A 615-nucleotide genomic window follows, 5' to 3' on the forward strand; every position below is an offset into this window, starting at 1 on the left:
GGGTGGGCGCGCGCCGACGGCGGTGGTGACCCGCGCCAGGGCGTCGACCTGTGCGCCGACCCGGTCCGCGACGTCGTCGAAGCCGCCCGGCGGTGCGGGCGTGGGCAGCACCACGTGGACACCGGGCGCGACGTCGGGGGCCGACCGGGCGACGAGCTTCACGGCGCGCGCCGCACCGGGGTTCTCCGACCCGTCGGGGCACGCCGTGATCACGCTGACCGCCGTCAGCGGGGAGCCGCCCAGCAGCGCGGCGATCTCACGGTCGGCGTCAGGGTCCGTGCCGGCGTCGTCAGCGGTGAGAACGAGACTGCGCGTCATGCGCCCAGTCTGGCGCAGCGGGCCCCGGCCCCTCGGCCGCACCCGCCGTCCGGGTCAGGTCCGGCCGATCACACTGGTGCCCAGGACGTCGCCCGCCTCGCCCAGCAGCACCTCGAGCTCCCACGGCGTCGTGACGTGCGGGATCGCCGCGGGCACACAGGTCAGCATCGCCGTGTGCAGCGTCAGGCTCGCCCCCAGCGTGTCCGACCGCCACACCCCGGGACCGACCACCTCGAACTCCCCCGCCTCCGTACGGTGCAGGACGACCACGTACTCCTGCCCCTCCAGCAGCACGGC

The 615-nt window shown here is 75.9% G+C and carries 2 protein-coding genes; both read right to left on the reverse strand.

The genetic code is table 11. The features are described 5' to 3' along the window. A partial coding sequence (locus ACYVJ0_RS13655) for a hypothetical protein (protein ID WP_460818401.1) occupies positions 1-318 on the reverse strand: 318 nt, incomplete at its 3' end. Positions 319-372: 54 nt separating this feature from the next. Next, the coding region (locus tag ACYVJ0_RS13660; RefSeq protein ID WP_460818403.1) for a hypothetical protein at positions 373-615 on the reverse strand (243 nt) is incomplete at its 5' end.

Source organism: Microbacterium petrolearium, assembly GCF_054782875.1.